This is a genomic window from Arthrobacter sp. NamB2 (genome assembly GCF_005281365.1).
Lineage (GTDB): Bacteria > Actinomycetota > Actinomycetes > Actinomycetales > Micrococcaceae > Arthrobacter_D.
The window spans coordinates 30681-51764 of record NZ_SZWI01000005.1; the positions used below are offsets into that span (position 1 = coordinate 30681).

Annotated in this window: 18 protein-coding genes; 8 read left to right on the forward strand and 10 right to left on the reverse strand. The window is 69.1% G+C overall.

Features of this window, described 5'->3' with window-relative positions; genetic code table 11:
- Positions 1-45: 45 nt before the first annotated feature.
- The 4 genes from FDK12_RS10090 to FDK12_RS10105 form a co-directional block, all read right to left on the reverse strand.
- On the reverse strand, positions 46-354 hold the full coding sequence (locus FDK12_RS10090; protein WP_137369461.1) for a hypothetical protein: 309 nt from the start codon (positions 352-354) through the stop codon (positions 46-48).
- 37 nt (positions 355-391) lie between these two features.
- A complete protein-coding gene (gene deoC, locus FDK12_RS10095) occupies positions 392-1072 on the reverse strand; it encodes a deoxyribose-phosphate aldolase (protein WP_317616732.1) in 681 nt (226 codons plus the stop codon).
- Positions 1073-1163: 91 nt separating this feature from the next.
- A complete protein-coding gene (locus tag FDK12_RS10100) occupies positions 1164-2909 on the reverse strand; it encodes a phospho-sugar mutase (protein ID WP_137369462.1) in 1746 nt (581 codons plus the stop codon).
- Positions 2910-2999: 90 nt separating this feature from the next.
- Entirely contained in the window at positions 3000-3800 is an 801-nt protein-coding gene (locus FDK12_RS10105) for a purine-nucleoside phosphorylase (RefSeq protein WP_137369463.1), read from the reverse strand.
- A 142-nt stretch (positions 3801-3942) separates the two neighbouring features.
- Here FDK12_RS10105 and FDK12_RS10110 point away from each other — a divergent pair, with 142 nt between their 5' ends.
- From FDK12_RS10110 to FDK12_RS10125, 4 genes are all read left to right on the forward strand, one after another.
- On the forward strand, positions 3943-5343 hold the full coding sequence (locus FDK12_RS10110; protein ID WP_137369464.1) for an NAD(P)H-quinone dehydrogenase: 1401 nt from the start codon (positions 3943-3945) through the stop codon (positions 5341-5343).
- A gap of 167 nt (positions 5344-5510) precedes the next feature.
- Complete coding sequence (locus FDK12_RS10115; RefSeq protein ID WP_137369465.1) at positions 5511-6923, forward strand: MFS transporter; 1413 nt, start codon at positions 5511-5513, stop codon at positions 6921-6923.
- Between the two features lie 223 nt (positions 6924-7146).
- A complete protein-coding gene (locus FDK12_RS10120) occupies positions 7147-8547 on the forward strand; it encodes a serine/threonine-protein kinase (protein WP_137369466.1) in 1401 nt (466 codons plus the stop codon).
- Positions 8544-9209 carry a hypothetical protein gene (locus FDK12_RS10125; protein ID WP_137369467.1) on the forward strand — a complete coding sequence of 222 codons (666 nt, stop codon included), beginning with the start codon at positions 8544-8546 and terminating at the stop codon, positions 9207-9209. Before FDK12_RS10120 ends, FDK12_RS10125 begins: the two co-directional genes overlap by 4 nt.
- Before the next feature lie 52 nt (positions 9210-9261).
- On the opposite strand, the gene FDK12_RS10130 is transcribed toward FDK12_RS10125, so the two are convergent.
- The 6 genes from FDK12_RS10130 to FDK12_RS10155 all read right to left on the reverse strand — a co-directional run bounded on the left by FDK12_RS10130 (position 9262) and on the right by FDK12_RS10155 (position 17092).
- Positions 9262-11100, reverse strand: a complete 1839-nt coding sequence (locus FDK12_RS10130) for an acetyl/propionyl/methylcrotonyl-CoA carboxylase subunit alpha (RefSeq protein ID WP_137369468.1) — start codon at positions 11098-11100, stop codon at positions 9262-9264.
- Positions 11101-11207: 107 nt separating this feature from the next.
- Entirely contained in the window at positions 11208-11840 is a 633-nt protein-coding gene (locus FDK12_RS10135; protein WP_137369469.1) for a Maf family protein, read from the reverse strand.
- Between the two features lie 84 nt (positions 11841-11924).
- Positions 11925-13337: a dicarboxylate/amino acid:cation symporter gene (locus FDK12_RS10140; RefSeq protein WP_137369470.1), complete on the reverse strand. Its 1413-nt coding sequence runs from the start codon at positions 13335-13337 to the stop codon at positions 11925-11927.
- 140 nt (positions 13338-13477) lie between these two features.
- Positions 13478-15199: a DUF885 domain-containing protein gene (locus FDK12_RS10145; protein WP_223263220.1), complete on the reverse strand. Its 1722-nt coding sequence runs from the start codon at positions 15197-15199 to the stop codon at positions 13478-13480.
- Positions 15200-15272: 73 nt separating this feature from the next.
- Positions 15273-15500: an acyl-CoA carboxylase subunit epsilon gene (locus FDK12_RS10150; RefSeq protein ID WP_104117802.1), complete on the reverse strand. Its 228-nt coding sequence runs from the start codon at positions 15498-15500 to the stop codon at positions 15273-15275.
- Positions 15497-17092, reverse strand: a complete 1596-nt coding sequence (locus tag FDK12_RS10155; protein ID WP_137369471.1) for an acyl-CoA carboxylase subunit beta — start codon at positions 17090-17092, stop codon at positions 15497-15499. Before FDK12_RS10155 ends, FDK12_RS10150 begins: the two co-directional genes overlap by 4 nt.
- A 224-nt stretch (positions 17093-17316) precedes the next feature.
- On the opposite strand from FDK12_RS10155, the gene FDK12_RS10160 reads away from it, so the two are divergent.
- The 4 genes from FDK12_RS10160 to FDK12_RS10175 are packed head-to-tail and all read left to right on the forward strand — an operon-like array spanning position 17317 to position 20951.
- Positions 17317-18177, forward strand: coding sequence for an SDR family oxidoreductase (locus FDK12_RS10160; protein ID WP_137369472.1), 861 nt, complete (start codon positions 17317-17319; stop codon positions 18175-18177).
- A gap of 46 nt (positions 18178-18223) precedes the next feature.
- Positions 18224-19105: a biotin--[acetyl-CoA-carboxylase] ligase gene (locus FDK12_RS10165; RefSeq protein ID WP_137369473.1), complete on the forward strand. Its 882-nt coding sequence runs from the start codon at positions 18224-18226 to the stop codon at positions 19103-19105.
- 2 nt (positions 19106-19107) lie between these two features.
- Positions 19108-19704 (forward strand): PH domain-containing protein, encoded by a 597-nt coding sequence (locus FDK12_RS10170; RefSeq protein ID WP_137369474.1) that lies wholly within the window; start codon positions 19108-19110, stop codon positions 19702-19704.
- A complete protein-coding gene (locus tag FDK12_RS10175; RefSeq protein WP_223263221.1) occupies positions 19701-20951 on the forward strand; it encodes an adenylate/guanylate cyclase domain-containing protein in 1251 nt (416 codons plus the stop codon). The genes FDK12_RS10170 and FDK12_RS10175 overlap by 4 nt, the downstream gene beginning before the upstream one ends.
- Positions 20952-21084 lie beyond the last annotated feature (133 nt).

Sequence of the window (21084 nt, forward strand, 5' to 3'; positions counted from 1 at the left end):
GGGGGACGGCCTCTTCTGTGTGTCAGCTGACGTCGAGCAGTCGCTTCAGGAGCTCACTGCCGTTCCCATTTCCTTCTCGTCCGTGCTGTTGCCCTCGGCGAGGTTGTAGCCGGTGTCTGAACGGCCGAGGATGCCCTGCGGGATGTAGAAGACGAGGAACGAGACGACGACGATCACGGCCATCGGCCACACATCCTGAGGCGTGAACCAGGTCAGGAGGTACATGCTGAAGAGGAATGCGCCGAAGATCAGGGCGAACACCACGATGTTCTCGACGAGCCGACCCTTGCCGGCGTGGGCGGGCGGGCTGTCGGTGCGGGTGCTCTCGCGCTCCGTGCTGGCTTCATGTGACATTGGATCTCCTTGCATGCGAGGTGTGACTGCTGCGCCGTCAGTAAGCTGCGGTGCCCTGTTCACCCTTAACGATAGCGACTCCCGAGCTGGCGCCGATACGCGTTGCACCGGCGTCGATCATGGCGCGCGCATCCTCGAGGGAACGGACACCACCTGATGCCTTGACGCCGAGGTCCGGACCGACGGTCTTCCGCATGAGCGCGACGTCCTGGACGGTCGCTCCACCGCCGTTGAAGCCGGTGGAGGTCTTGACGAAGTCCGCTCCTGCCTCGACGGCGGCCTCACATGCAAGCACTTTCTGATCGTCCGTCAGGAGCGATGTCTCGATGATCACCTTCAGGATCGCGCCCTGTTCGTGAACGGCCTCCGCCACGGCCAGGATGTCCTCGACCAGCAGGTCCCTCTCGCCGGCACGGGCGGCTGCGATGTCGATCACCATGTCGATCTCGTCCGCGCCGTCGGCGACGGCGCCGCGGGCTTCGAAGACCTTGACCTCGGTGGTGGTGGCTCCGAGCGGGAACCCGATGACGGAGCAGGTAAGGACACCGGTGTCCTTCACCGCCGTACGGACGGTGCTGACCCAGAGCGGGTTGACGCAGACGGACTTGAACGAGTACTCGACGGCCTCGCGGCACACCGTGAGGATCTGCTCACGGCTTGCGTCGGGCTTCAGGAGCGTGTGGTCGATGTAGGAGGCTAGGGATACTTCGGTAGGCATGGTCCCCATCTTTCCATGGACCTGCCGAACCCTCGCCTTGCGGCTGTCGAACACCCCGGCGAGGGCGCCCTGGCGTCCGACGCGTGCCCTGTCAGAGCCCGAGAGCCTCACCGACATCGCGCTTCACGGCCTCGAGGCGCGCTCGCGCGGCCTCTTTCGCCCCCTCGATCTCGGCAGCGGAGCCGACGGGCTCCACGACCTCCAGGTAGCACTTCAGCTTCGGCTCGGTGCCGCTGGGTCGGATGATGACGCGCGTCTCGTTCTGTGTCAGGTACAGCAGCCCGTCCGTGGGCGGGAGTTGGGCCGAGCCCTGAGCAAGGTCGTCGACGACCGTGACAGGCGACTCCGCGAACGACGTCGGCGGGTTCTCACGCAGCCTGTTCATCATCGCGCCGAGCAGCCCGAGGCTGCCGACGCGGACCGAGAGCTGATCGGAGGCGTGCAGGCCGTGGACCAGGAAGGCGTCGTCCAGCAGGTCGAAGAGCGTTCGGCCGGAGGTCTTCGTCGCGGCTGCCAGTTCGGCCAGCAGGAGGCCGGCGGAGATGCCGTCCTTGTCGCGGACGAGGTCCGGGGCGACGCAGTAGCCCAGGGCTTCCTCGTAGCCGAACGAGAGCCCGTGTACGCGCGCGATCCACTTGAATCCGGTCAGGGTCTGCACGTGGTCGATCCCTGCGAGAGCAGCGACCCGCCCGAGCAGTCGCGAGGAGACGATCGAGTTCGCGAAGACGCTCTGCCGGACTGCGTCCGCACCCTCCGAAGCTCCGTCCCGAGCAGCGGCGAGGCGGCCAGCGAGGTGCAGGCCGAGGAGGGAACCCACCTCGTCACCGCGCAGCATGCGCCACTCGCCGGTGGAGGGCTCGCGAGCAGCAAGGGCGACACGGTCGGCATCCGGGTCGTTGGCGATCACGAGGTCAGCTCCGACCCGAAGCGCCGTCTCGAGTGCGAGATCCAGTGCCCCGGGCTCCTCCGGGTTGGGAAAGGCGACCGTCGGGAAGTCGGGGTCGGGTTCGGCCTGGCGTTCCACGACCGTGACGTCGTCGAACCCCGCCGCCGCGAGTACCGCCTGCGCCGTCCGTCCGCCCACGCCGTGCAGGGGAGTGAGGACGATCTTCAGGTCGCGGGCCCGGAGGGTGGGATCGGTCAGGGCGGAGACCGCCTGAACGTAGTCCGTCTCGATGGACTCCGGCAGCACGGTCCACCCGTCGGCCGCAAGCTCGATGACGTCCACCGCTGCGATGCGAGCCGCGATCCCGGCGTCGTGCGGGGCGACGATCTGGACACCCCGGGCGTCCTCCTCGACCGCCCGACCGCCGAGGTAGACCTTGTACCCGTTGTCCTGCGGCGGGTTGTGGCTCGCCGTGACCATGATGCCCACTTCGCACCCGAGGGCACGGATTGCGTAGGCGAGCACCGGCGTCGGCAATTCCCGGGGCATCAGGAAGGTCTCGATGCCGGCGGCCGTGAAGATCGCCGCCGTCTCCTCGGCGAAGATGCGCGAGTTGTGGCGCGCGTCGAAGCCGACCACCGCGCGTGGCGCGTAGGCCCCGTCGGCCAGGTCCAGCGCGTGGGCGGCGACGCCGGCGGCCGCGCGGCGGACGACCACGCGGTTCATCCGGTTGGGGCCTGCGCCGAGGGCCGCACGCAGGCCGGCCGTGCCGAAGGCGAGGGGCCCCGAGAAGCTGTCGCGGAGCTCCTGCTCCGACACGGCAGCCGCGGAACTGCCCGACCGGACGTTGCCGACGAGCGTACGGAGTTCCTCCGCCGTCCGTGGATCCGGATCGGCGGCGGCCCAGGCATCGGCGGTGGTGAGGAGCGTATCCAGCTCGGAGGTGGTCATGCGGGTCCCTAACGTGGATCGGCGGCCGACCGACGGCGCCGGTCATGCCTTGAGGTGTGGTCTGACGTGCGGCGGGACGGCTCGGAATGTCTAGAGTGCGGCGACGATGTCGGCGAGCAGGCGCGAGATGCGCGGCCCGGCTGCCTGGCCCGCCTCGAGTACCTCGGCGTGGCTGAGGGGAACAGGGCTGATACCGGCGGCGAGGTTGGTGACCAGCGAGATACCGAAGACCTCCATGCCGGCGTGCCGGGCCGCGATGGCCTCGAGTGCGGTCGACATGCCCACGAGGTCGGCGCCGATGCGCTTGGCGTACTGCACCTCGGCGGGGGTCTCGTAGTGCGGCCCGGTGAACTGCGCGTACACGCCTTCCTCGAGCGTCGCGTCCACCTGGCGTGCGAGGCCGCGCAGCCGGGAGGAGTAGAGGTCGGTCAGGTCCACGAACGTCGCCCCCTCGAGCGGGGAGGAGGCAGTCAGGTTGATGTGGTCGCTGATCAGCACCGGGGTGCCGGGCTGCCAGTGCTCCTTCAGGCCTCCGCAGCCGTTGGTGAGGATCATCGTCGTCGCCCCGGCGGCCGCCGCGGTACGGACTCCGTGCACGACGGCGCGAACGCCCTTGCCCTCGTAGAAGTGGGTTCGTGCGCCCAGCACGAGGGCGCGCTTGCCGTTCGGGGTGAGGATGGAGCGGACGGTCCCGGTGTGGCCGACGACGGCGGGCGCGGAGAAGCCGGGGATCTCGGCAGCGTCGAGCGTATGGGTCGTCTCACCGATCAATTCCGCCGCCTCCCCCCAGCCGGACCCGAGGACGAGGGCGGTGTCATGCCGGTCGATGCCGGTGGCGCGGGCAATGTGGTCAGCAGCACTGCGGGCCAGGTCGAAAGGATCAGAAGTCACCGCTACAACTTACCCCTGCGTTCCTCGTTGCGCGAAGACCGCGACCACCGCCGCAGCCCCGCAACACGCCGTCATCGCTCGTCCCGTCGCAACGCCTCGGGTCCATTTTCCGGGTGTCGGTGGCATGGGAGAGAATAAAGCCGTGACCAACCAACTCGATTTCAGTTCATTGCGCCTGGCGATCCTGGGCGGGGGGCCCGGCGGGTACGAAGCCGCGCTGGTCGCGTCGTCGCTCGGGGCCAACGTCACGATCGTGGAGCGCCAGGGCCTCGGCGGCTCGGCGGTGCTGACGGACGTGGTCCCGTCCAAGACCCTCATCGCCACCGCGGACACCATGACGCGCTTCACCGACGCGAGCGGGCTCGGCGTCCACTTCTCGGCGGACAGCAAGGTGTACGCGGACCTGGACAAGGTCAACCAGCGGTTGCTGAAGCTGGCTGTCGAGCAGTCCTCCGACATCCGCGCCACGCTCGAGCGACTCGGTGTCCGGGTCATCATCGGCACGGGGAAGCTGCTCGACAACCACCGCCTGGAGGTCGTGTCCGACGGCGAGACCAGCATCGTCGAGGCCGACGCCGTCCTGCTGGCCGTCGGTTCGACGCCGCGTGAGCTGCCGAGCGCGATGCCGGACGGTGAACGCATCTTCAACTGGACGCAGCTCTACAACCTCCGGCAGATCCCAGAGCACCTCATCGTCGTCGGTTCCGGTGTCACGGGAGCCGAGTTCGCGAGCGCCTACAACGGGCTCGGCTCCAAGGTCACGCTGATCTCGAGCCGGGACCGCGTGCTGCCGGGCGAGGACGCCGACGCCGCCGAGGTGCTCGAGGGCGTGTTCAAGGACCGCGGCATGACGGTCCTGTCCCGCTCCCGTGCCGAGGCGGTGGAGCGCACGGACGACGGCGTGGTCGTCCGCCTGGCCGACGGCCGGACGGTCGAGGGCAGCCACTGCCTCGTCGCCGTCGGAGCCGTACCGAACACCACGGGCATCGGCCTCGAGGAGGCCGGCGTCGCTGTCGGAGAATCCGGTCACATCCAGGTCGACGGCGTCTCCCGCACGACGGCGCCGAACGTCTACGCGGCGGGCGACTGCACGGGTGTCTTCGCCCTCGCGTCGGTCGCCGCGATGCAGGGCAGGATCGCGATCGCCCACCTGATGGGCGACTCCGTCAGCCCGATCAAGCTCAAGCAGGTTGCCTCGAACATCTTCACCTCGCCCGAGATCGCCACCGTCGGGGTGACGGAGGAGGACATCGAGTCCGGGCGGTACCAGGGCGACGTCGTGAAGCTCTCCCTGCACACGAATGCACGCGCCAAGATGATGAACGTCAAGGACGGCTTCGTGAAGGTGATCTCCCGCAAGGGTTCCGGCACGGTCATCGGTGGCGTCGTCGTCGGCCCGCGCGCGTCCGAGCTCATCTTCCCGCTGGCGCTCGCCGTCACGAAGAAGCTGCACGTGGACGACGTCGCGAACACGTTCACCGTCTACCCGTCGCTGACGGGGTCCATCTCGGAGGCCGCTCGCCGGTTGCACGTGCACATCTAGCGCGCAGGCATAGCTCCGACTTCGTTCCCGGTGTCCAGCATGCGGACATGTTTATCCACTCATTGGACACCGGTGGTCTGATATTGGGGTTCAACTGAAGCACGGGCGCCGTGCGGCGAGGGCGCTCAGTGCCTCGCGCCGGCGCCTCGTCCGAGAAAGCCGACGCCATGACCTCCTCTACTTCCGCTGATGCCAGCGGAACCACCAAGCCCCTGAACTCGCGGGGCAAGGTGATCTTCGCCAGCCTCATCGGCACGACGATCGAGTTCTACGACTTCTACATCTACGCCACGGCCGCCGTCCTGGTGTTCCCCGCGCTGTTCTTCCCGAACCAGACCTCGGCCAACCAGCTTCTCAGCTCGTTCGCGGTGTTCGGCGTCGCCTTCGTCGCCCGGCCCCTGGGGTCCATCGTCTTCGGGCACTTCGGTGACAAGATCGGCCGCAAGGCGACCTTGGTGGCCTCACTGCTGACCATGGGTATCGCCACGTTCCTCATCGGGCTGCTTCCCGCGGCGACCACCGAGGGCTGGGTGTTCCTCGCACCGCTGCTGCTCGTCGTCCTGCGGTTCCTGCAGGGACTCGCCCTGGGTGGCGAGTGGAGCGGAGCGGCGCTGTTGGCCACGGAGAACGCACCCGCCGGAAAGCGTGCGATCTATGGAACGTTCCCGCAGCTCGGGGCGCCGATCGGCTTCATCCTGGCGAACCTCCTGTTCGTCCTGCTGAGCACCACGCTCAGCCCCGAGGACTTCCTGTCCTGGGGATGGCGTGTGCCGTTCCTGCTGAGCGCCGTCATGGTGATCATCGGTCTTTACGTCCGGCTCAAGCTCATCGAGAGCGCCTCCTTCCAGAAGGTCCAGAACGAGGGCAAGGTCGTGAAGATCCCGCTCGGCACCACGTTCCGCCGCCACTGGCGTGCGCTGCTTCTCGGTACCTTCATCATGTTCGCGACGTACGTGCTCTTCTACTTCATGACGGCGTTCACCCTGACCTACGGAACGGCACCGTCGAGCGTCGAGCAGGCGCAGGCCAGGGCGGAAGCGGCGGGCGGCGAATTCACGGCAGCGCAGGCCGCGGCGTTCGTCCCCGGCCTCGGCATGGCGCGCACCGATTTCCTCTGGATGCTGATCATCGGCGTCGTGTTCTTCGGCATCTTCACGATTGTCTCCGGACCCCTGGCAGAGCGATTCGGACGCCGCAAGATGCTCCTTGCGACCACGGTCGGCATCGCTGTGTTCGGGCTTCTGTGGGCTCCGCTCTTCGGAGCCGGAACAGTGGGCGCCATGGTGCTCCTGATCGTCGGGTTCACCCTGATGGGCCTCACCTTCGGGCCCATGGCTGCCGTGCTGCCGGAACTCTTCCCGGCGAACGTCCGCTACACCGGATCCGCGGTCGCGTACAACGTGTCCAGCATGATCGGCGCGGCCCCCGCCTCCTTCATCGCGGTGGCACTCTGGCAGGCCGCAGGCGGAAGCACCGTGCTGGTCGGTGCGTACCTGAGCGTGGCGGCCGTCGCTACCTTCATCGCGCTCTTCGTCTCGCGGGAGACCCGCGACCACGATTACGAGAACAACGTCGGCTGACTCTGGCAGCAGTCCAGCGGCCCGCGCGACGGCGCCGCACCTGACCGGGTGCGGCGCCGTCGTCGTTCCCGCCCGGTTCCGCCTGCGCGGGTCAACCGGCAGCGGTGTTGCCCAGGGCATCGGTCCCACCCGTACACTGGGTGGGAAGCTGGCTTACCAATGTAGGGACGCGCTATGACCCGCGTGCCTGGAGCCATTGCACGGGGTAGCGGAAGTGAGTCACATGGAGAACCGAGCGCTGGCCGGGCGGTACGCATTGGGGGAGCGTGTCGGGACCGGCGGTATGGCGGACGTCTTCGCCGCCCGTGATACCCGTCTCGAGCGGAACGTCGCGGTCAAGCTCTTCCGCCCCGGGACGGCCGACGGGCTCGAGCGCGGGTCGGCCGAGGCGAGGCTCCTGGCCGGTCTCGATCATCCCGGACTCGTCCGCGTTCTCGACATGGACAGTGGCGAGAACGCCGCCGACGGCGCCTACCTCGTCATGGAGCTCGTCAGCGGTCCCGACCTGGGCGTGCGCCTGCGGAAGCACGGCGCACTGAGCAGGGAGGGAGTCCGGCTCATGGCACTGGACCTGGCGCGGACCCTGCAGTACATCCACGGGCGGGGCATCGTCCACCGGGACATCAAGCCATCGAACATCCTGACCCGCGATGCCGATCCGCACAGCGGCCTCTTCCAGTACCTCCTCACGGACTTCGGGATCGCCCGGTTCTTCGACGGCGGCCGCATGACGGCGACCGGCCAGGTCATCGGGAGCGCCGCGTACTTCAGTCCCGAACAGACCCGGGGCGACGACGTCGGGCAGGCGTCCGACATCTACTCGCTGGGACTCGTGATGATCGAGGCCCTCACGGGTGAGCGGGCGTTTCCCGGAACAGGGGTGGAGAGCGCCCTGGCGCGCCTGCACCGCAGCCCTTCCATACCGCACGCAGCCGGCCCTGCCCTGTCGGCACTGCTGATCTCCATGACCCTCGACGACCCGGCGAACCGGCCGGACGCAGCAAGCGTCGTCCGGGCATTGACGGTGATGGGACCGCAGCAGGCGGGAGAGCCGATCACGACGGCGCTCCCGGTGAGCGCGCCTGACACGGCGTCCTCAGCCGTGCCCGGGGACGCCGCCACAGGCATGATGACGGGCACGATGGCCGGCACGACGACGGGTGCTGGCGAAGCAGCCGCCGGTGGTCGGTCCTCGCAGCGTGGGGAGCCGGAGACGACGCGCCTCCCGCCCGTCGCTGCGGTCACGAGGATGTTCGCCCCGACCGCTGATCCTGGCGCGGAGGCGAGCGCCATGCTGTCGCTCCCGGCGGATGCCGCTCCGACCGCTGCGCCCGGCCGCACGTCGCCCGACAACGGGTCTGCAGGCCGTCGTGACGGGGGAGTCGAGGAGCACTCGCGGTCCGCCCGTACGCGCACGTCCGACGTCGCGCCCCCCGCACGGCGCCGCCGCGCAGTGCCCTGGCTCATCGCGATCCTCGTGGTCGCACTGCTGGCAGCAGCCCTCTGGGCTTTCATGACACTGTCCGGCGGCGGCGCGTCGTCGGACGAGATCGAACCACTGCCGGCCGTGCCGGGCGAGCCCGGTGAAAGGTTGCAGGAACTCTACGAAAGCGTGCAGCAATGAGCAGTCCGAACCGCCGCCCCCGAACATCCGGCGCCCTCCGGTCGACGGTGCCCGTCATCGTCGCAGCCGTCGTCCTGCTGACGGGTTGCGGCGGGGAGCCCATCGACGCAGCCACAGCCGGGGACTTCCAGGCTGATGTCCGCTCCATCGCAGCGGCTGCAGCCGGCGCTGATCCGGCCGGAGCGATCCTCCTCGCGCGTCAACTCGAGGACGAGGTCGAGGGTGCCCGGGTCGCGGGAACCGTGACGGAGGATCGCGCGGCGCGTATCAGCCTCCGCATCGACGCCGTCGTCGCGGCGCTGGAGGCGGCACAGGCGCCCGCCGACACTCCTCCTCCGGCGGAGGCACCGGCACCGGCCGAGACGTCCGAGGCGGTCACACCGCCGACCGTTCCCGCAACGCCGGTGGATCCTCTTCCCGCAGTGCCTCCTGCCGATGGCGGCACGGAGGATGGCGACGGGTCCGGAGGAGGCGACGAGGGAACGTCCGATCCGGGTGACAGCGGCGAGGACAGCGCTGCGGACCGGGCCCTCGAGCGGCAGCGGAAAGCCGAGGAGAAAGCCCAGGAGAAAGCCCGGGAGGCGGCGGAAAAGGCTGCGGAAAAAGCCGAGGAGAAAGCCGAGGAAGCAGAGGAGAGGGCTAAGGGAGATTCCGGGAACTAGCCCGGCGATCCCCCTCAAGCGCCGGGCGTGCAGGCCCGACCGGCCGTGCCTGTCAGTCCCGGATCGTGGCGATGACGGAGCCTGCCGAGACGGTGTCGCCGGCAGCGGCGACCAGCCCGGACAGCGTTCCGGCCTTGTGTGCCGTCAGCGGCTGCTCCATCTTCATCGCTTCCAGCACCACGATGAGATCGCCCTCCGCCACGACGTCACCCTCCGCCGCGGCCACCTTCACGATGGTGCCCTGCATCGGCGAGGTCAGTTCGTCTCCACTGACCGAGGCCTTTCCTGCTCGTGCCCGCGACGACTTCTTGGACTTGGTAGGGGTACTCGCCTTGCCGTTGGTCAATCCACCGAGTCCCGCTGGCAGGACGACATCCAACCGGCGGCCGGCGACCTCCACGGTGATGCGCCGGCGGGGCTCCTCGTCCGCTGCGGGTTCCGTGGCGCCGGCCCAGGGCTCGATGGTGTTGGTGAACTCGGTCTCGATCCAGCGCGTGTGCACCGAGAACGCTCCACTCGTGGGAGCGAAGGCGGGGTCGGCGACGACTGCTGCATGGAAGGGGAGGACGGTCGGCATCCCGTCGATCACCATCTCACCGATGGCGCGGCGGGCACGCTGCAGCGCCTGTTCGCGGCTCGCGCCGCTGACGATGAGCTTCGCGAGCATGGAGTCGAAGTTCCCGCCGATGACCTCGCCCGCCTCGATGCCCGAATCGACCCGGACGCCCGGACCAGTCGGCAGCTTGAGGGTCTGCACCGTGCCCGGAGCGGGCATGAAACCACGGCCGGCATCCTCGCCGTTGATGCGGAACTCGAAGGAGTGGCCGCGCACCTCCGGGTCGCCGTAACCGAGTTCCTCGCCGCGGGCGATGCGGAACTGCTCGCGCACGAGGTCGAGGCCTGTGACCTCCTCCGAGACGGGGTGCTCGACCTGGAGGCGCGTGTTGACCTCGAGGAACGAGATGGTGCCATCCTGTCCGACGAGGAACTCGCAGGTGCCGGCGCCCTGGTATCCCGCTTCGAGGAGGATGGCCTTGGACGCCGCGTACAGCCGCTCGTTCTGTTCGTGCGAGAGGAAGGGAGCAGGAGCTTCCTCGACGAGTTTCTGGTTGCGGCGCTGCAGGGAGCAGTCGCGCGTGGAGACGACGACGACGTTTCCGTGGGCGTCCGCCAGGCACTGCGTCTCGACGTGGCGCGGAGCGTCCAGGAACCGCTCGACGAAGCATTCACCGCGTCCGAAGGCCGCCGTCGCCTCGCGTACCGCGGAGTCGAACAGCTCGGGAATCTCCTCGTGGCTGCGGACCACCTTGATGCCGCGGCCGCCACCGCCGAACGCCGCCTTGATCGCGATGGGCAACCCGAATTCCTGGGCGAAGTCGATGACCTCCTGCACCGACTCCACGGGATCCTTGGTGCCGGGAACCAGCGGTGCACCCACGCGCTCCGCGATGTGGCGGGCCTGGACCTTGTCGCCCAGCTGCGAGATGGAGTCGGGTGAAGGGCCGATCCAGGTGATCCCGGCGTCGATGACCCGCTGCGCGAACTCGGCGTTCTCGGAGAGGAAACCGTAGCCGGGGTGGATCGCGTCCGCTCCGCTTCGCCGGGCCGCCTCGAGGATGCGGTCCATGACGAGGTAGGACTCCGCGGCTGTCTCCCCGCCCAGCGCGAAGGCCTCGTCGGCCATGCGGACGTGCAGCGCGTCGCGGTCGGGGTCCGCGTAGACGGCGACCGACGCGATGCCCTCATCCTTCGCGGCACGGATGACCCGGACCGCGATCTCACCGCGATTGGCCACCAGGACCTTCGTCACCCGGTGCTGCCGACCCCCGGTGTCATTGCTGCCACTCGTGGCGACTGTGCGATCGGACGGGGTGCTGGGGGACTGGTTCATGGGGCTGGAACTCCTTCTTCTCAGGTCGGAGCCTAACCCGGTTTTGTGGCTTCCGCCCATGGATCGTGCTGAAGGGGAGTGTTGTGCGGCAATCCTTTGTAGGGAACCTACAACGAGGCCGGTGCGCCCCAGAGTTCAGTGACGGAGACGCCGGCAGAGTGCAGTAGGCCGCGCAGGGTGGAGACGCTGAGGCCGACGACGGCGTGGGGGTCACCGTCCACGCGATCGATGAAGGCGCCACCCAGCCCGTCGATGGTGAAGGAGCCCGCGCACTGCAGGGGTTCGCCGGTCGCCACGTACGCGGCGACCTCGTCATCGGACATCGCACCGAAGTGCACCGTCGCGGAGGACACCGAGCCGATCGTGGCACCCGAGCCGCCGTCGCGCGTATCCACGAGCCAGTGCCCGGTGTGCAGGACGCCGGAGCGGCCCCGCATGCGGCTGATGCGCTCGATCGCCACCGAGGGCTCGTAGGGCTTGCCGTGAGCCTCGCCGTCGAACTCGAAGACCGAATCGCACCCGATGACGAGGGCGTCTTCGGCGTCGTCGAGGTCCGCGACCGCCTCGGCCTTCGCACGCGCCAGCAGCAGGGAGGTGTCGTGGGCGTCGGTCACGCCGTAGGAGGCGACGACGGCGGGTTCGTCCACCGCGGACACCAGGACGGAGTGGCGGATCCCGGCCTCGGCCAGGAGCTTGGTGCGGGCGGGGGACTTCGAGGCGAGGATCAGGCGCGGGGTCATGGCTCCAGCGTAGGCAGGCAGCCGGGCAGCGGAAAGCCCGCCCCGGATGGACCGGGGCGGGCCGTCGTGCACCGGGGCGGTCGACTACCGGGTCAGGGCGGTCGAGATGCCGTCGTTCGCGGCTCCGGGGTCGACGCCGTCGCGCACGCTGTCGTCGGCGAACGGGTCACCCGTGCGCTGCGCGTTGTAGAGGTCGAGGTCCAGGAGCCCCTCGCGCCGGGCGACGATCGTCGGAACGAGGGCCTGGCCGGCGACGTTCACTGCCGTGCGGCCCATGTCGAGGATCGGGTCCACGGCGAGCAGCAGCCCGACGCCCGCGAGGGGGAGTCCCAGCGTGGAAAGGGTGAGCGTCAGCATGACGACGGCACCCGTGGTGCCGGCGGTGGCGGCGGAACCGAGGACCGAGACGAGGGCGATCAGCAGGTACTGCGTCAGGGTCAGGTCGATGCCGAAGAACTGGGCCACGAAGATGGCGGCGATCGCCGGGTAGATGGCGGCGCAACCGTCCATCTTCGTCGTCGCGCCGAGCGGCACCGCGAAGGAGGCGTAGCCGCGGGGAACACCGAGGTTCCGCTCGGTGATCCGCTGCGTGAGCGGCAGCGTGCCCACCGAGGAACGCGAGACGAACGCGAGCTGGATGGCCGGCCAGGCGCCGGAGAAGTACTGCCGGACGGACAGGCCGTGCGCCTTGATCAGGACGGGGTAGACGGCGAACAGCACGAGCGCGAGCCCCACGTAGATGGCCAGGGTGAACTTGCCCAGGGATCCGATGGTGTCCCAGCCGTACACCGCGACGGCGTTGCCGATCAGGCCTACGGTGCCGAGCGGGGCGATGCGGATGATCCACCAGAGGACCTTCTGGATGACGGCCAGCGCCGACGCGTTGAACGCGAGGAAGGGCTCTGCCTGCTTGCCGACCTTCAGGGCGGCGATCCCGACGGCGACGGCGACGACGAGCACCTGCAGGACGTTGAAGTTCAGTGCCGTGGTGACCGCGCCGCCATCGGCGACGGTCGAGGAGGCCTGGAGGCCGAGGAAGTTCGCGGGGATGAGCCCGGTCAGGAAGGCCCACCAGCTACCCGTGGTGCCGGTGTATTCCGCGGGCTGGGTCGCGTCCGTGCCGGCGCCCGGCTGGAACACCACGCCGAGGGCGATGCCGATGACCACGGAGATGAGCGCCGTGATGGCGAACCACAGGAGTGTCTGCCCGGCGAGCCGCGCAGCGTTGTTGACGGCCCGAAGGTTGGCGATCGAACTGACCACCGCGGTGAAGATCAGGGGGACGACGGCGGCACGCAGCAGGGCGACGTAGCTCGAGCCCAGCGTGGCGAGCGTCGTGCCGAGACCCGTGGGCGTCTCCTTCGTGTGGCCCGTGTACTTGGCCAGGAGGCCGAGGGCGAGGCCTACGACGAGGGCTGCGATGATCTGCGGACCGAAGGAGGTCGCCCAGCGGGGCAACCTGCGGCGGGAGGGCGGGGAGCTGATTTCAGTAGACACGCCCGAAACACTAGGGGCGGCCGTATACACAAGCGAAGCGCCAGTTGCGAAATGTTACGCGGGGCAGGGTGTGCCGCCCACGGACTTCCGTGCAATCACAGGGCGGGCGGGTGTCTTCCCGCCCGCCCTGTGATGAACGTCTATCCTTCGGACACGAGTGCCCGGCGCAGGGTGTCGAGCCCGACGGACCCGAGGTTGAGCGCACGGGTGTGAAAAGTGCGGAGGTCGAAGGCGTCCCCCTCGCGGGTGCGCACCTCGTCACGGACCTGCTCCCACAGTCGCTGGCCGATCTTGTACGACGGCGCCTGGCCCGGCCAGCCGAGGTAGCGGGTGAACTCGAAGTTGAGCTGGCCCTCACTGATGGCGATGTTGCGCTTCAGGAAGTCGTAGCCCTTGTCCGGCGTCCAGGTGCCCTCACCCCAGCGCTCGGGGATCTCCAGTTCGAGGTGCACACCGATGTCGAAGACGACGCGTGCGGCACGCATGCGCTGGGCGTCGAGCATTCCCAGGCGGTCACCCGGATCGGACAGGAACCCGAGCTCCTGCATCAGGCGCTCCGCGTACAGCGCCCACCCCTCGCCCTGGCCCGACACCCAGATCGCATTGCGTCGCCAGGGGTTGAGCAGGGCGCGCTGGTACGTCGCCGTCGCGATCTGCAGGTGGTGGCCGGGAACGCCCTCATGGTAGACGGTGGTCGTCTCCTTCCAGGTCGTGAAGGAGTCCTCGCCTTCCGGGACCGACCACCACATGCGGCCCGGCCGGGAGAAGTCGTCGCTCGGGCCCGTGTAGTAGATGCCGCCCTCGTTGGTGGGGGCGATCCTGCACTCGAGACGGCGCATGACGTCGGGGATGTCGAAGTGCACGCCGGCCATCGCCTCGACGGCCTTGTCCGAGAGCTCCTGCATCCACGCCTGGAGGGCATCGGTGCCCTGCAGTTGGCGGGCCGGGTCCTCGTCCAGCAGGCGGATGGCTTCCTCGACCGATGCGCCCTCCCGGATCTCGTTCGCCACGGCCTCCTGCTCGGCGATGACGCGGTCGAGCTCCTCGACCCCCCACTGGTAGGTCTCCTCGAGGTCGACGGCGCTTCCGAGGAAGAGACGGGACATCAGGGCGTAGCGCTCGCGGCCGACGGCGTCCTTCTCGGGCGCAGTCGGCAGGAGATCGTCCTGCAGGAAGGAAGCGAGCGAGCGGTAGGCGTCACGGGCGGCCTCCGCACCCGACCGGAGCCGCTCCCGCACCGATGCCGGCAGCTCGCCGTCGTCCGCGCTGTCGGTGCTACCCAGCGAATCGAAGAACCCGCCGTCCTCGGCGTACTTGGAGGACTGCTCGATGACGATGCCGACCTGCCGGCGGGCAGCCACGAGACCGCGCTCGCGGCCCGCGCGCAGGGACGAGATGTATCCGTCGATCGCAGCGGGCACGTTGGCCATCCGGCCGGCGATGTTGCCCCAGTCCTCCGCCGTGGCGGTAGGCATGAGGTCGAAGATCGCGCGGATGTTCTGGGCCGGGCAGGCGATGTTGTTGAGATCGGCGAGGGTGTAGCCGGCGTCGTGGATCTCGAGGTCGAGGCCGAGCCGCTCCCGCATGGCGTCGAGCGTCACGGTGTCGACGTCGTCGGCGGGCTGGAGGTCCTCGAGACGGCGCAGCGTGTCGCGCGCCGCTTCCGCGAGGGCCTCGATGCCGGCGGGTGAGTAGTCCTGGTACTCGGTCTCGTGGCCGGGGATACCCAGTTCGGTTGCGAAGTTGGGCATCAGTTCGAGGAGGGTCTCGTAGTACGAGGTGGCGACGGCGTCGACGGCGGTGGACTGCCGCGCGGGCTGCTCGCCGGGCGAGGGGACGGAGGCTGGAGTGTCTTGGGTCACTCGACGAGCCTAGCGTCGTGCAGTTGCCGAAGGCCACCTCCTGGCCCGGGCCCGGGCGCGGACCGGGATTCTGTCAGCGGACGCTGCGCCGCCACGAGCCCGGCCCCGGCGTCGGCCCGAGCCTCAGCATGACGCGCCGGACCCAGGACCGGGCATGGGTGGGCGCTTCGTCCGCCTCTCCGGTTCCCTGCAGCGCGGCGACGACGGCGGTCAGGGCTGCGAGCTCCTCCTCCGTCGGGTTGCCGGAGACGACCGACAGGACGGCAGGGTCCTCGACGGGGACGTTCTCCTCGACCGTCACAGCGGGATGTTCCCGTGCTTCTTGGCGGGATTGGCGGCTCTCTTGTCCCGCAGTGCGCGGAGCCCACGCACGATCTGCAGCCGCGTCTCGGACGGGGCGATGACGGCGTCGACGTAGCCGAGTTCCGCCGCCTGGTAGGGGTTGAGCAGCTCCTCCTCGTACTGCTGCACCACCTCGGCACGCCGTGCCTCGACGTCGCCACCAGCGGCGGCGACGGCCTTGAGGTCTCCGCGGTACAGGATGTTGACCGCACCCTGTGCGCCCATGACGCCGATCTGCGCGGTGGGCCAGGCGAGGTTAAGGTCCGCGCCGAGCTTCTTGGAACCCATGACGATGTACGCGCCGCCATAGGCCTTGCGGGTGATGACGGTCAGCTTCGGCACGGTCGCCTCCGCATAGGCGTAGAGCAGCTTGGCGCCGCGCCGGATGATGCCCTGGAACTCCTGGTCCTTCCCCGGCAGGAACCCGGGCACGTCCACGAGGGTCAGGATCGGGATGTTGAAGGCGTCACAGTGGCGTACGAACCGGGCGGCCTTCTCGGAGGCGTTGATGTCGAGGGTGCCCGCGAACTGCAGGGGCTGGTTGGCCACCACGCCGATCGTGTGGCCCTCCACGCGGGCGTAGCCGGTGACGACGTTCGGCGCGTACAGCGCCTGCATCTCCAGGAAGTGGCCGTCGTCGACGATCGCGTCGATCACGGCGTGCATGTCGTACGGCTGGTTTGCCGCGTCGGGGATGAGTTCGTCGAGGGCGAGGTCCTCGTCGGTGACCTCCGGCTCTTCCGCGAAGGCCGTCAGGGGCGCCTCCGCCAGATTGTTGGAGGGCAGGAAATCGAGCAGCTCCCGGACGAAGCCGATGGCGTCCGCCTCGTCCGTGGCGAGGTAGGCGGACGTGCCCGTCGTCGTGTTGTGCTGCCGCGCGCCGCCCAGGGTCTCCATGTCCACGTCCTCACCCGTGACCGTCTTGATGACGTCGGGTCCCGTGATGAACATGTGGGACGTCTTGTCCACCATCACCACGAAGTCGGTCAGGGCCGGGGAGTAGGCCGCACCACCCGCGCACGGGCCCATGATGAGGGAGACCTGCGGGACCACGCCGGAGGCATGGACGTTGTTGCGGAAGATGTCCGCGAACATCGCGAGCGACGCCACGCCCTCCTGGATGCGGGCACCGCCGCCGTCGTTGATCCCGATCACGGGGCAGCCGTTGCGCAGCGCGAACTCCTGCACCTTGACGATCTTCTCCCCGTTGACCTGGCTGAGGGAGCCGCCGTAGACGCTGAAGTCCTGGCTGTAGACCGCGATGAGGCGCCCGTCCACGGTCGCGTACCCGGACACGACGCCGTCGCCCAGCGGTTTCTTCTTCTCCATGCCGAAGGCGGTGGAGCGGTGGACCGCGAGGGCATCGAACTCCACGAAGGAGCCCTCGTCCACGAGCATGTCGATGCGCTCGCGGGCCGTGTTCTTGCCGCGCGCGTGCTGCTTCTCGACCGCCTCAGGACCGGACGGCTGCTCCGAGAGAGCCTTCCGCCTCCGGAAGTCGGCGAGCTTCCCGGCCGTCGTGGTGAGGTCGGGCTGCGTGTCCTGTTGCATTGATACTCCGGTCGGCGCGGGATGGGGGCAAGCTCTGGCGATGACTGGAGGATTCCGACAAAGCGCAGCGCGTTTCGTCCAGTCTAGTGAGGTTCAAGGGGGCGGCCGTTGTAGGACGCCTACAGTTTCCGGCGCCATCGCTTAGCCGACGCACCGTTGTTACCGACGAGTAACAACGGTGCGTCGACGCCCGCTGTGACGGCCCGGTTGCTTAGGGTGGAGCCATGACTGCACGCGATGAAGCTCGGGAATCGCCCGCCGCGCCCACGCTCGACGGGCGCACGATCATCATGTCGGGCGGCAGCCGGGGAATCGGCCTCGCCATCGCGCTGCGTGCGGCGCGCGACGGAGCGAACGTGGCCATCATGGCCAAGACCGGTGAGCCCCACCCGAAGCTCCAGGGCACCGTGTACACGGCCGCCGACCAGATCGAGGCCGCGGGCGGGTACGCCCTTCCGCTTGTCGGCGACGTGCGGAACGACGACGACGTCAGGGCTGCCGTCGACGCGACGGTGCACGCCTTCGGGGGCATCGACATCGTGGTGAACAACGCTTCGGCGATCGACCTCTCGAAGACGCCCGACGTCGACATGAAGCGCTACGACCTCATGGCGGACATCAACGTCCGCGGGACGTTCATGCTGAGCAAGTTCTGCCTCGACGCGCTCAGGCGGTCCGGGAACCCGCACATCCTCACGCTCTCGCCACCGCTGAATCTCGAGCCGCGGTGGGCGGGCACGCACCTCGCCTACACCATGGCCAAGTACGGCATGAGCATGACCACCCTCGGTCTGGCGGAGGAGTTGAAGGAGGACGGCATCGCCGTGAACTCGCTCTGGCCGGCGACCCTCATCGACACCGCGGCGATCCGCAACCTGCCCGGTGGGACCACGATGGTGCAGGCCGCCCGCAGCCCGGAGATCGTCGCCGACGCCGCCCACGCCGTGCTGGTCCGCCCGAGCCGCGGTTGCACCGGGAACTTCTACACCGACGAGGAGGTGCTGCGCGAGGAGGGCGTCACCGACCTCGCCCGGTACAGCCTCGGGGCACCGGAGGATCAGCTCGTCCCGGACATCTTCCTCTGAGGTTCGGCTCGGGGCAGGGCGCGCTGGGCCGGATAGGATCGATGGCATGTCCTCCCGCTATTCCAATCTCGAGCGTCCGGGCCTGAACCTCGGCGCACTGAGGACAGCCGTCTGCATGCCGTCCGGTCCGTTCTCGCGGCTCGACATCGTCGCGAGGACCGGTTCCACGAACACGGACCTCGTGGACCACGCGCAGCGGGAACCGGCAGGGTGGCCCGATCTCAGCGTCCTCGGCGCCGAGGTCCAGACAGCCGGCCGCGGTCGCCTTGACCGCAGCTGGGTGGCACCCGAGCGCTCGTCGCTCTTCGTCAGCGTGCTCCTGCGCCCCTTCAACCGGCAGGGACGGCCCGTACCCACTGCGGCCTACTCCTGGTTCTCGCTGCTCGCGGCGCTGGCGCTCGCCGAGAGCGTCGAGGACCGCACCGAGATCGCCCCCCAGCTCAAGTGGCCCAACGACGTCACGGTGGACGGCCGGAAGCTGGCGGGCATCCTGGCCCAGTTCGTGCCGGGCGCCGACGCGGAGCCGCCCGCCGTCGTCGTCGGGGTGGGGCTGAACGTCAGCCTCACGGACGACGAGCTGCCCGTTCCCACAGCGACGAGCCTGCTCCTCGAATACGCCGGGACCACCGACCGGAACATCCTGCTGAAATCCTTCCTGCGCACCTTCGCGGACCACTACCGCTCCTTCTGCGACGTCGACGGCGATGCGGAGGTGGCCTGGGCGGACGGGCCGTCCCTGCTCGCCCGCGTAGAAGCCAGGATGGCGACCCTCGGCCAGGACGTCCGGGCGGAGCTGCCCGGCGGCAACCTGCTGAGCGGCCGAGCCCTCGCGCTGGACGCGCGCGGCGCGCTGATCGTGCGGGACGACGACGGCGAGCGGCACACCATCTCGGCGGGCGACGTCGTGCACCTGCGACCACAGGCATAGGCGTGCGCATCAAGCTGCTGCCGGGGGAGCGCGTGATCGTGCGTACCCGGCCGAATCCGTTGCCGCTCGTCGGGCCGGTCGTGGCAGGATTCATCATTCTCGCCGCCGGCGGATTCGTGCTGGGCTACCTCGGGCGGAGCAGCCTGTCCGGCAGCCTGGCCGACTGGCAGCCCGTGGTGCTGCTCGTCGTGCTCGCCGTCGTCGTACTCCTGCTCCTCCGCGTGGTCGTGCGGCCGCTGGTCCGCTGGTCGAGCAACCGCTACGTGCTCACGAGCATGCGGCTCATCCACCGACGGGGGGCGACCCGGCGGACGGAGCACCAGATCAACCTGTCGGCCATCTCCCAGCTCCAGACGGAACAGGGACTGCTGCAGCGGATGGTGGGCAGCGGCACCCTCGTCGCGGACCTCGGGTTCGATCGTGCCCACGACTACCGGGACGTTCCGCAGATCGGGACGTTCAAGGAGTACGTGGTGCAGGCCATCAGTGAGCTCCCCCTGACGCGGATGTTCGATGGTGTAGACATGGAGATCGATCCGCAGTACGCCCGCGGCCAGGAGCCCAGGGTGCAGCAGGAATGGAGGAGCGAGCAGCCGTGACAGTCGAGGACCGCCCCGAGTCCGCGCGATCGGCCCGCACCGATGCGGCGGGCGGCGCCGGGAGCCCCGCGGGGACGGGGCAGTACGACGACGCTCCCGATGCCGCTGCCTCCACGGCGTCGAAGGCCGTGTGGCAGCTCCAGCCGGACATGGCGGCGGACGACGACGGGCCGGCACACCCCGACGACGCATCGGCCGGTCCGATCGAGCTCGACCGCGACACCATCCGCCGCCTCGAGCGTGAACTCCTGGGGGCCGAACGGACGCTCAAGCGCCGAGACATCGCCGCCGGCGCGGGTGTATCGCTCCTCTCGGCCCGCAAGCTGTGGCGCGCCATGGGCTTTCCGAACATCGGCGACGACGACGTCGCGTTCACCGAGAAGGACCTCAGCGCGCTCACGACGATCATCGACATGGTGCGCCGCGAGCAGCTGACCGAGGACGCGGCGATCTCGATCACGCGCGCCGTGGGCCAGATGACCGATCGCATGGTCGTGTGGCAGATCGAGGCCATCGTCGAGGAGATGGTGGCCCAGCGCGGGCTGACGGACGCGGATGCGCGCAAGACGCTCGTGTCCGAGCTGCCGGACCTGATCGAACCACTCGAGAAGACACTCGTGTACGCATGGCGGCGGCAGATGAACGCCGCCGTCCAGCGCCTGGCGCTGCGGGCGGAATCGGGCCTGCGTTCGAGCGAGGCGGGCCGCGACGGCGACGAACAGGACGCTCCGCTGCCGCTCGCCCGCGCGGTGGGTTTCGCCGACCTCGTCTCCTACACGAGCCTGTCGCGGCAGATGAACGAACGCACGCTGGCTCAGCTCGTGCAGCGGTTCGAGAACAAGAGCGCGGAGATCATCTCCGTGGGGGGCGGGCGCCTCGTGAAGACGATCGGCGACGAGGTCCTCTACATCGCGGAGTCACCGGAAGCGGGGGCGGAGATCTCGCTGGCGCTCGCGAAGGCCTTCTCGGAGGACGAGTTCCTGCCGTCCGCACGCTGCGCCCTCGTCTGGGGCCGTGTGCTCTCCAGGCTCGGTGACATCTACGGCCCGACCGTGAACCTGGCGGCACGCCTCACCGCCCTCGCCGAACCCGGCGAGGTGCTCATCGACTCCGTGACGGCGTCGACGCTGGACTCCAACGACAGGTTCGTCCTGACACCCCACGAGCCCCGGCAGGTGCGCGGCTTCGGCGAGGTGCGTCCCGTGACACTCGCCCGCGGCACCGGCACCGGCATCATCCTCGACTGACGGCGCGCCTGCCCCGTGAAGGATCGACGGAACGGGACGGGGAGTACTCCCCATCCACCCGCGTTGGCACATCGGAACGGCCGTGCGACACTGCTAGCGGCCGTCCAACAGCCGTCCGCGCCCGTGCCGGGCG

Bases quoted from the DNA above. Each gene is read 5' to 3' on its own strand.
- FDK12_RS10090 (WP_137369461.1), bottom strand. From the start codon at position 354: ATGTCACATGAAGCCAGCACGGAGCGCGAGAGCACCCGCACCGACAGC.
- deoC (WP_317616732.1), bottom strand. From the start codon at position 1,072: ATGCCTACCGAAGTATCCCTAGCCTCCTACATCGACCACACGCTCCTG.
- FDK12_RS10100 (WP_137369462.1), bottom strand. From the start codon at position 2,909: ATGACCACCTCCGAGCTGGATACGCTCCTCACCACCGCCGATGCCTGG.
- FDK12_RS10115 (WP_137369465.1), top strand. From the start codon at position 5,511: ATGACCTCCTCTACTTCCGCTGATGCCAGCGGAACCACCAAGCCCCTG.
- FDK12_RS10120 (WP_137369466.1), top strand. From the start codon at position 7,147: ATGGAGAACCGAGCGCTGGCCGGGCGGTACGCATTGGGGGAGCGTGTC.
- FDK12_RS10125 (WP_137369467.1), top strand. From the start codon at position 8,544: ATGAGCAGTCCGAACCGCCGCCCCCGAACATCCGGCGCCCTCCGGTCG.
- FDK12_RS10130 (WP_137369468.1), bottom strand. From the start codon at position 11,100: ATGAACCAGTCCCCCAGCACCCCGTCCGATCGCACAGTCGCCACGAGT.
- FDK12_RS10135 (WP_137369469.1), bottom strand. From the start codon at position 11,840: ATGACCCCGCGCCTGATCCTCGCCTCGAAGTCCCCCGCCCGCACCAAG.
- FDK12_RS10155 (WP_137369471.1), bottom strand. From the start codon at position 17,092: ATGCAACAGGACACGCAGCCCGACCTCACCACGACGGCCGGGAAGCTC.
- FDK12_RS10160 (WP_137369472.1), top strand. From the start codon at position 17,317: ATGACTGCACGCGATGAAGCTCGGGAATCGCCCGCCGCGCCCACGCTC.
- FDK12_RS10165 (WP_137369473.1), top strand. From the start codon at position 18,224: ATGTCCTCCCGCTATTCCAATCTCGAGCGTCCGGGCCTGAACCTCGGC.